The sequence below is a fragment of the Azotobacter chroococcum genome, from assembly GCF_004339665.1.
Taxonomy (GTDB): domain Bacteria; phylum Pseudomonadota; class Gammaproteobacteria; order Pseudomonadales; family Pseudomonadaceae; genus Azotobacter; species Azotobacter chroococcum.
On sequence record NZ_SMMU01000069.1, the window covers coordinates 1 to 8358 of the forward strand.

An 8358-nucleotide genomic window follows, 5' to 3' on the forward strand; every position below is an offset into this window, starting at 1 on the left:
TGTATGCGGGACCATTCCCTGTCGCTCAGTCGGCTTCTGTCAGTCATGGCAAAAGCCCAGTTTTAGCACTGGGCTTGCGTCAACAGAACCTAGCTCGAAACGTCAACATCCTAGCAAACGGCAGGGGCTGGCCATCCAAGGATTTGATACGGCCTTTCATGGGGTTTGTTTCCCCAAAGCACAGGCGTAGAACGCCTTCCATGAACAGGAATGACCGTGCAGACTCGTGAAATAAAGGCGGCTTTACGCCGCCGTTGATTGCATATTGTCAATGACGGCGCCTTTTATCGTCGTTAACGATTTAGTCAATTAACTATTTTATAGGCTTGCAAATGATGATGACTTTCGGAAAGGACAGTCAAAATTGCTCCCGAAGCAGATTTCCGTTCCGGGTAACTTGCCTCCTAACGCTCATGTCACTGCTGACTGGAAAAGTTATGGCTGACGACTCAGTCATTGCACCTACCGGCACCCTGCGCGCCGCCTATATCGTTGCCAACCTCGCCCAGGGTCGATTGGATTCTGAGACAGGCAAGGTGTCTGGCGTGGTTGCCGATATCACGACGGAATTGGCGCGAAGGGCTGATGTCGCCTCAACCCTCACGCCGCTGGCGACAGCCACCGACGTCCTTGAGGCAGTACGAACCGGGAAGGCGGATATCGGTTTCGTGGCTCCCAATCCGGAACGCGAGGGCGTCGTGATGTATTCGCAGACTTACATGCTGGTGCAGCAAAGTGCACTGGTGAATTCCGACTCCCCCTTACGCTCCGTCCGCGATCTGGACCAGCCTGAGGTCGTCATCGGCGCCAATACCGATGACAGCGTCGGGGTATGGCTGAAAGAGCATCTCGCATCCGCTCGCGTCCGCACCACGCCGGACTACAGTTTGCGTGAAGCGGTCCAATGGCTGAAGGACGGAACTGTGGTTGCCTTTGCTGGCAATAGGCAGCGGCTGGTGGCGAACACCAGGAATGCTCCTGGCCTTAGGCTGCTGTCTGACAATTTCTACGGTGTTCCTCAAACAATCGCCGTGCCTCTGGACCGCCCAGACCGGCTAAAGTGGATTGACGCCGCACTTGACGATCTGCGGAACAGCGGCTTTCTTGCCAAGTCGATGGCACGCAGTGGCGTGGATGGAATCGACCTTGCGCCTGTCCAACCCAGGTAATCGTTCCAATGTCGATTTCTGCCAAAAAATACGGAGTAATTATCCACCGGCAAAGCCGGTGGCTTTAGTTTGTTAGCCCCTCAAAGGGGCAAGTAAGTGGGGCCGCCTGAAGGCGGCTGTCTTCATAGGCCAGATTTGGGCTGGCCGTACTGCTTGCCTTCCTTATCCCGGCTGGCACATGTATGGATCAGCTCTTCACTCAATCCCGCCGAGTACCCATGCGTCCAGATACCTCTCTCCACTGAGGCTTATTCGGCCTGGCCCTCAATGCAACTGTCGACATCAAATGCTCGAAGGCTGGCCGTTTCACACGGTCAAACCTAACGGAGTCCCCCGGCAAAGCCGGAGGATTACCTGTTTTATTTACCTGAAGTTGAATACCCCAAAGCCGAGGCAGGTGTAAACGCACTTTATAGGCGGCTTGCATAGGGTGTTTCCGCAAACCGGGGATTACACGGGATTGTTCAATGCAGAGCGCGCTTACCGGCGGGCGCCGCGCACGCCCTCGGCTAGTTCGCGGCACAGGCCGAGTACATCCCCCACCGCCTGCTCCTTGCTGGCAGCCTTGGCGATGCGGTCGACCAGCGCCGAACCCACCACCACACCGTCGGCCAGGCGGGCGACGCTGGCGGCGTGTTCCGGGCTGCGGATGCCGAAGCCGATGCACACCGGCAGGTCGGTGTGGCGGCGCAGGCGGGCGACGGCCTGCTCGACGTGCGCCAGGGTGGCGGCGCCGGCGCCGGTGACGCCGGCCACGGAGACGTAGTAGACGAAGCCGGAGCTGCCGGCGAGCACCACCGGCAGGCGCTGGTCGTCGGTGGTCGGGGTGGTCAGGCGGATGAAGTCGAGGCCGGCGGCCTGGGCCGGGTCGCACAGCTCGTCGTTGTGCTCCGGCGGCAGGTCGACGACGATCAGGCCGTCGACGCCGGCCGCCTTGGCGTCGGCGATGAAGCGTGCGACGCCGTAGGCGTAGATCGGGTTGTAGTAGCCCATCAGCACCAGCGGGGTGTCCTGGTTGCCGGTGCGGAATTCGCGCACCATCTGCAGGGTTTTCACCATGTTCTGCTTGCCGCCGAGGGCGCGGATGTTGGCCAACTGGATGGCCGGGCCGTCGGCCATCGGGTCGGTGAAGGGCATGCCCAGCTCGATCACGTCGGCGCCGGCTTCCGGCAGGCCCTTGAGGATGGCCAGGGAGGCGGCGTAGTCCGGGTCGCCGGCGGTGACGAAGGTGACCAGGGCGGCGCGGTTGGCTTGCTTCAGCTCGGCGAAGCGTCTCTGCAGGCGGCTCATGCGTGCTTCTCCAGTTTGTCCTGCATGTGGTGCATCACGGTCTGCATATCCTTGTCGCCGCGGCCGGAGAGGTTGATCACCATCAGGTGATCCTTCGGCAGCTTCGGCGCGCGCTTGAAGGCTTCGGCCAGGGCGTGGGAGGACTCCAGCGCCGGGATGATGCCTTCCAGGCGGCAGCAGTGGTGGAAGGCCTGCAGCGCTTCGTGATCAGTGATCGGCACGTATTCGACGCGCTTGATCTCGTGCAGCCAGGCGTGCTCCGGGCCGACGCCGGGGTAGTCGAGGCCGGCGGAAATCGAGTGGGCATCGGTGATCTGGCCATCCTCGTCCTGCAGCAGGAAGGTGCGGTTGCCGTGCAGCACGCCCGGCGCGCCACCGGCCATGCTGGCGGCGTGCTTGCCGGTGTCGATGCCGTGACCGGCGGCCTCGACGCCGACGATCTGCACGCTGGCGTCATCGAGGAAGGGGTGGAACAGGCCGATGGCGTTGGAACCACCGCCGATGCAGGCGACCAGCGAGTCGGGCAGGCGGCCTTCCTTTTCCAGGATCTGCGCGCGTACTTCGTTGCCGATCACCGACTGGAAGTCGCGGACCATCGCCGGATAGGGGTGCGGGCCGGCGGCGGTGCCGATCAGGTAGAAGGTGGTCTCGACGTTGGTCACCCAGTCGCGCAGCGCCTCGTTCATGGCGTCCTTGAGGGTGCCGGTGCCGGCGACGACCGGGATCACCTCGGCGCCCAGCAGCTTCATGCGGAACACGTTGGCCTGCTGGCGATCGATGTCGGTGGTGCCCATGTACACCACGCACTGCATGCCGAAGCGCGCGGCCACGGTGGCGGTGGCCACGCCGTGCATGCCGGCGCCGGTCTCGGCGATGATGCGCTGCTTGCCCATGCGCCGGGCCAGGAGGATCTGGCCGATGCAGTTGTTGATCTTGTGCGCGCCGGTGTGGTTCAGGTCTTCGCGCTTGAGGAAGATCTTCGCGCCGCCGAAGTGCGCGGTCAGGCGCTCGGCGAAGTACAGCGGGCTGGCGCGGCCGATGTAGTCGCGCTGGAAGTAGGCCAGCTCCTCGAGGAAGGCCGGATCGCTCTTCGCCTTTTCGTATTCCGCCGCCAGCGCGTTGATCAGCGGCATCAGGGTTTCGGCGACGAACTGGCCGCCGAACTGGCCGAACAGGCCTTTTTCGTCGGGGCCGGTGCGGTAGGAAGTCTCGGTCATGGGTGCTCCCGGAGTATGCAAAGAGGCAGGCGGTGCGCTTTTCACGGCCCACCTGCGATGGTCACACGGTAACCAATGGCGCCCCCGGCGAAAAGCGATAAGATCGCCCGAACACGTCAGGAAAACTCACCGATGACGCACCCGGACCTGCCCTCCCTGAACGCCCTGCGCGCCTTCGAGGCTGCCGCCCGCCTGCAGAGCGTCAAGCAGGCAGCCAAGGAGCTGCATGTCACACACGGGGCGGTCAGCCGGCAGATCCGCGCGCTGGAAGAAGAGCTGGGGGTGGTCCTGTTCGTCAAGGAAGGGCGCGGCGTAAAACTCACCGATGCCGGCATGCTGCTACGCGATGCCGCCGGCGACGCCTTCGCCCGTCTGGACGGCGCCTGCGCCGAGCTGAAGCGGCGCACCGAGGATGCGCCCTTCGTGCTCGGCTGTCCGGGAAGCCTGCTGGCGCGCTGGTTCATCCCGCGCCTGGATCGCCTCAATCGCGAGCTGCCGGAGCTGCGCCTGCAACTGTCGGCCAGCGAGGGCGGGCCGGACCCGCGCCGGCCGGGTCTGGACGCCACCCTGCTGTTCGCCGAGCCGCCGTGGCCGGCCGACATGCGGGTCTTCGAGCTAGCCGCCGAGTGCATCGGCCCGGTGCTCAGCCCGCGCCATGCGCGCTTCGCCGCGCTGCGCCGGGCGCCGCCGCAGGCGCTGCTCGACGAGGCCCTGCTGCACACCGCCTCGCGCCCGCAGGCCTGGCCAAGCTGGGCGGCGAGCCAGGAGCTGCCGGCGGCCGGGCTGCGCTACGGCGCCGGCTTCGAGCATCTGTATTACCTGCTGGAAGCGGCGGTGGCCGGGCTCGGCGTGGCCATCGCGCCGCAGCAGCTGGTCGCCGACGATCTGGCCGCCGGGCGATTGGTGGCGCCCTGGGGCTTCGTCGAGACGCCGGCACGGCTAGTGCTGTGGGTGCCGCTGCGGCGCGGCGACGGCCGGGCGGAGCGGCTGGCCGGCTGGTTGAAGATGCAGTTGGCAGATCGGGCCGCGCGCTGAATGCCGGGCTCCGGGATGAGGGAGGACGGATGCCTCCCTCTCCCCGCCCGTCCGGCGGGCGGGCCGGAACCCGGCCGCTTTTCGTCCAGTCCATACTTCTCATGGGGTCCGGCCACCTGTCTCGACAGCAGGCCGGACAACGGGACAACGACAGCCGGAAGCGGGACACGCTGCGGCGCCCAGGTGCGGGGGAAGAGCTATGTGTCGGGCAGGCCCCTTTCGACAGGCTCGGCGCTTCGACTACCGGAGCGCCGGCAACGTACCGGAAGATCGAGCGAGTGCATCCCGCTGCCGGCCATGAAGCAGAAGAAGAGCGCTCCCCGACGCAAGCCGCTGACTCTGCCCGGCCAGACGCTGCCCTTCCTGTGGCGCTACCTGCGCATGCGTCCCTGGCACTTCGGCCTGATGTTCGTGCTGATCTTCGCCGCCTCCAGTTGCGCGGTGGCCGTGCAGTACGGCATGAAGCTGCTGGTCGACGCCCTGGCCGCCGGCAACGACCGCCAGCACGCCGACGTGTGGACGCCGCTGGCCCTGTTCCTCGGCCTGATCGCCGCCGAGAACGGCCTCTGGCGCCTGAGCGGCTGGCTCGGCTGCCGCACTGTGGTGGCCAGCTGCGTGGACATCCGCGTCGAGCTGTTCCGCTACCTCACCGGCCACCCCATGCGCTACTTCAACGAGCACTTCGCCGGCGCCCTGGGCAACCGCATCACCGCCACCGGCATGGCGGCGGGCAACATCTATGGCGGCTTCGCCTGGAAGATCATGCCGCCCTTGGTCGATTTCTTCGGCGCGGTGGTGGTGCTGTTCACCGTCGACTGGCGCATGGCCATGTCGCTGATCGTCGTGGTGCTGCTGGTCGCCGTGCTGATCACCGCCTATGGCATCCGCGGGCGGGACAAGCACCAGCGCTACGCCGCCCAGGCCGCCCAGGTCGGCGGCGAGCTGGTCGATGCGGTGTCCAACGTCTGGACCATCAAGGCCTTCTCCGCCCGCGACCGGGAGAGCGATCGCCTGGCGCGCAAGATCGGCCGCGAGGCGCGCGCCCACCGGGGCAGCTGGCTGTACATGGAGAAGACCCGCGTGCTGCACGACATCTGCCTGTCGCTGCTGGCCGCCGGCATGCTGATCTGGGCCATCCTGCTATGGCGCGCCGGCCGCGTCAGCGCCGGCGACGTGGTGCTGGTCAGTGCGCTGACCTTCCGCATCCTCAACGGCTCCCGCGACCTGGCGCTGGCCCTGGTCGACGCCGTGCAGCAGCTCAGCGCCATCGCCGATACCCTGCGCGTGATCGTCAGGCCGCACGCCCTGAAGGACGCCCACCTGCCGCTGCCCGACGTCGACGGCACCATCGACCTGGTCGACGTGAGCTACAGCTACCCGGATGGCCGGCAGGTGTTCCAGGGCTTCAACCTGCACATCCCGGCCGGGCAGAAGGTCGGCCTGGTCGGCCCCAGCGGCGCCGGCAAATCAACCCTGGTGCAACTGATCCAGCGCCTGGACGACGTCAAGGAGGGCCAGATCCTGATCGACGGGCACGACATCCGCCAGGTCAGCGTCGACAGCCTGCGCCAGATGATCGCCGTGGTGCCGCAGGAGACCGCCCTGTTCGCCCGCAGCATCCGCGAGAACATCCGCTACGGCCGCCCGGAGGCCAACAACCGGGAGGTCGAGGAAGCGGCGCGCCTGGCCTACTGCGACGCCTTCATCCGCGAACTGCGACACGGCTACGACACCCAGGTCGGCGAGCGCGGGGCACGGCTCTCCGGCGGCCAGCGGCAGCGCCTGGGGATCGCCAGGGCCTTCCTCAAGGACGCGCCGATCCTGATCCTCGACGAAGCCACCTCGGCCCTCGACACCCATTCCGAGGCGGAGATCCAGGTCGCCCTGGCCGACCTGGTGCGCGGCCGCACGGTGCTGGCAGTGGCCCACCGGCTGTCCACCGTGGCCAACTTCGACCGCATCCTGGTGCTGCAGAACGGCAAGGTGGTGGAGGACGGCAGCCCGGCCGAGCTGCTCGCCCGCGACGGCCTGTACGCCTCGCTGTGGCGGATGCAGGCCGAGGGCTTCCTGCACGATCCCGAGCCGCCGGCACCCGGCTGAGCGGCACGCTCACGACTGAACTCTCGCGGCTTTGGCCTGCCTCATCCGAACGGGGCAGGCGCCTGCCCCCCATCAGGGAGACCAGCATGTCCGACCACCACATCTACAAGAAGATCGAAATCGTCGGCTCCTCGCGCAGCAGCATCGAGGACGCCATCAGCAACGCCCTGGCCGAGGCGTCGAAAACCCTCGACTACCTGGAATGGTTCGAGGTGGCCGAGATCCGCGGGCATATCGAGAACGGCGCAGTCGGCCACTATCAGGTCACCCTGAAGGTCGGCTTCCGCCTGGCCGACAGCTGAGGCCGGCCGCCGGCCCGGGCAAGGCGGCGGCCACCGGCGGCGCCTTTTGCTTTAGTCTCCCCCTTTCCCCCAACGGGCGAGCGACTCGAGGAGACTTCCATGCCACGACTGGCTGATACCGCGCTTTCCCTTCTCGACCTGGCGCCGATCCGCGACGACGGCGGGCCGGCCCAGGCCCTGCAGAACGCCCTGGCGCTGGCCCAGCACGCCGAGGCGCTGGGCTTCACCCGCTTCTGGGTGGCCGAGCACCACAACATGGACGGCATTGCCTGCTCCGCCACCGCGGTGCTGGTCGGCTACCTGGCGGCTGGCACCCGGCAGATCCGCGTCGGTGCCGGCGGCATCATGCTGCCCAACCATGCGCCACTGGTGGTCGCCGAGCAGTTCGGCACCCTCGCCACCCTCTATCCGGGACGCATCGACCTGGGCCTCGGCCGCGCGCCGGGAGCCGACCACCACACCGCCCGCGCCCTGCGCCGCGACCGCCTGGGCAGCGACGACGACTTCCCGGCGGACGTCGAGGAACTGCAGGCCCTGCTCGGCCCGGCGCAGCCCGGCCAGCAGGTGATCGCCATGCCCGGGGTCGGCACCGAGGTGCCGATCTGGCTGCTCGGCTCCAGCCTGTTCAGCGCCCGGCTGGCGGCGCGCAAGGGCCTGCCCTACGCCTTCGCCTCGCATTTCGCGCCGGCCTATCTGCACGAGGCGATCCGCCTCTACCGCGACAACTTCCAGCCCTCGGCGGTGCTCGACAAACCCTACGTGATGATCGGCGTGCCGCTGATCGCCGCGCCCAGCGACGAGGAGGCGGAATTCCTCGCCACCACCGCCTTCCAGCGCGTGCTGGCGCTGCTGCGCGGCGAGAGCCGGGTACTGCGTCCACCGGTGGCGTCGATGTCCGGCCGCTGGAGTCGCCAGGAGCAGGCCGCGGTCGGCGACTTCCTCGGCCTGGCGGTGATCGGCGGCCCGGAGAAGGTCCGCGCCCGCCTGGAGGTGCTGCTCGAGCAGACCGGCGCCGACGAGCTGATCTTCACCGGCGACCTCTACGAGCCGGCTGCCCGCCTGCGCTCGTTCGAGATCCTCGCCGGCCTGCGCTGAGGGAAGAGGCGCCGCAAAACCGGCACGCAAAAAAAAAGGCTATGTCTGAGTTAGTTGTTGCAGCAAGCTAAGCTGATCATGACGTTTCCGCATGCGGGAGGTGGATCATGAAAGCGAGTCAGTTCACGCGATGGATCGCTCAGCTCTCCA

7 protein-coding genes are annotated in these 8358 nt (G+C 66.8%); 5 read left to right on the forward strand and 2 right to left on the reverse strand.

The features are described 5' to 3' along the window. Nucleotides 1-437 precede the first annotated feature (437 nt). On the forward strand, nucleotides 438-1169 hold the full coding sequence (locus EV691_RS22650) for a transporter substrate-binding domain-containing protein (RefSeq protein WP_165496612.1): 732 nt from the start codon (nucleotides 438-440) through the stop codon (nucleotides 1167-1169). A 480-nt stretch (nucleotides 1170-1649) separates the two neighbouring features. On the opposite strand, the gene trpA is transcribed toward EV691_RS22650, so the two are convergent. Together trpA and trpB are read right to left on the reverse strand one after the other, a co-directional pair. Continuing rightward, nucleotides 1650-2459, reverse strand: coding sequence for a tryptophan synthase subunit alpha (gene trpA, locus EV691_RS22655; RefSeq protein ID WP_131301651.1), 810 nt, complete (start codon nucleotides 2457-2459; stop codon nucleotides 1650-1652). After that, the gene (trpB, locus tag EV691_RS22660; protein WP_131301649.1) at nucleotides 2456-3676 is read right to left on the reverse strand and encodes a tryptophan synthase subunit beta; all 1221 of its coding nucleotides are present in this window, start codon (nucleotides 3674-3676) and stop codon (nucleotides 2456-2458) included. Before trpB ends, trpA begins: the two co-directional genes overlap by 4 nt. Nucleotides 3677-3808: 132 nt before the next feature. Between trpB and EV691_RS22665 the strand changes: the two genes are divergently transcribed. The 4 genes from EV691_RS22665 (at nucleotide 3809) to EV691_RS22680 (ending at nucleotide 8208) form a co-directional block, all read left to right on the forward strand. Continuing rightward, a complete protein-coding gene (locus EV691_RS22665) occupies nucleotides 3809-4711 on the forward strand; it encodes a LysR family transcriptional regulator (RefSeq protein ID WP_242672647.1) in 903 nt (300 codons plus the stop codon). Between the two features lie 297 nt (nucleotides 4712-5008). Continuing rightward, the gene (locus EV691_RS22670; RefSeq protein WP_131301644.1) at nucleotides 5009-6811 is read left to right on the forward strand and encodes an ABC transporter ATP-binding protein; all 1803 of its coding nucleotides are present in this window, start codon (nucleotides 5009-5011) and stop codon (nucleotides 6809-6811) included. Between the two features lie 86 nt (nucleotides 6812-6897). Further along, nucleotides 6898-7113, forward strand: a complete 216-nt coding sequence (locus EV691_RS22675; RefSeq protein WP_039800975.1) for a dodecin — start codon at nucleotides 6898-6900, stop codon at nucleotides 7111-7113. A gap of 99 nt (nucleotides 7114-7212) precedes the next feature. Continuing rightward, nucleotides 7213-8208 carry an LLM class flavin-dependent oxidoreductase gene (locus tag EV691_RS22680; protein WP_131301641.1) on the forward strand — a complete coding sequence of 332 codons (996 nt, stop codon included), beginning with the start codon at nucleotides 7213-7215 and terminating at the stop codon, nucleotides 8206-8208. Nucleotides 8209-8358: the final 150 nt, after the last annotated feature.

Coding starts and splice junctions, on each gene's coding strand:
- EV691_RS22650 (WP_165496612.1), top strand. CDS start 438: ATGGCTGACGACTCAGTCATTGCACCTACCGGCACCCTGCGCGCCGCC.
- trpA (WP_131301651.1), bottom strand. CDS start 2,459: ATGAGCCGCCTGCAGAGACGCTTCGCCGAGCTGAAGCAAGCCAACCGC.
- trpB (WP_131301649.1), bottom strand. CDS start 3,676: ATGACCGAGACTTCCTACCGCACCGGCCCCGACGAAAAAGGCCTGTTC.
- EV691_RS22665 (WP_242672647.1), top strand. CDS start 3,809: ATGACGCACCCGGACCTGCCCTCCCTGAACGCCCTGCGCGCCTTCGAG.
- EV691_RS22670 (WP_131301644.1), top strand. CDS start 5,009: ATGAAGCAGAAGAAGAGCGCTCCCCGACGCAAGCCGCTGACTCTGCCC.
- EV691_RS22675 (WP_039800975.1), top strand. CDS start 6,898: ATGTCCGACCACCACATCTACAAGAAGATCGAAATCGTCGGCTCCTCG.
- EV691_RS22680 (WP_131301641.1), top strand. CDS start 7,213: ATGCCACGACTGGCTGATACCGCGCTTTCCCTTCTCGACCTGGCGCCG.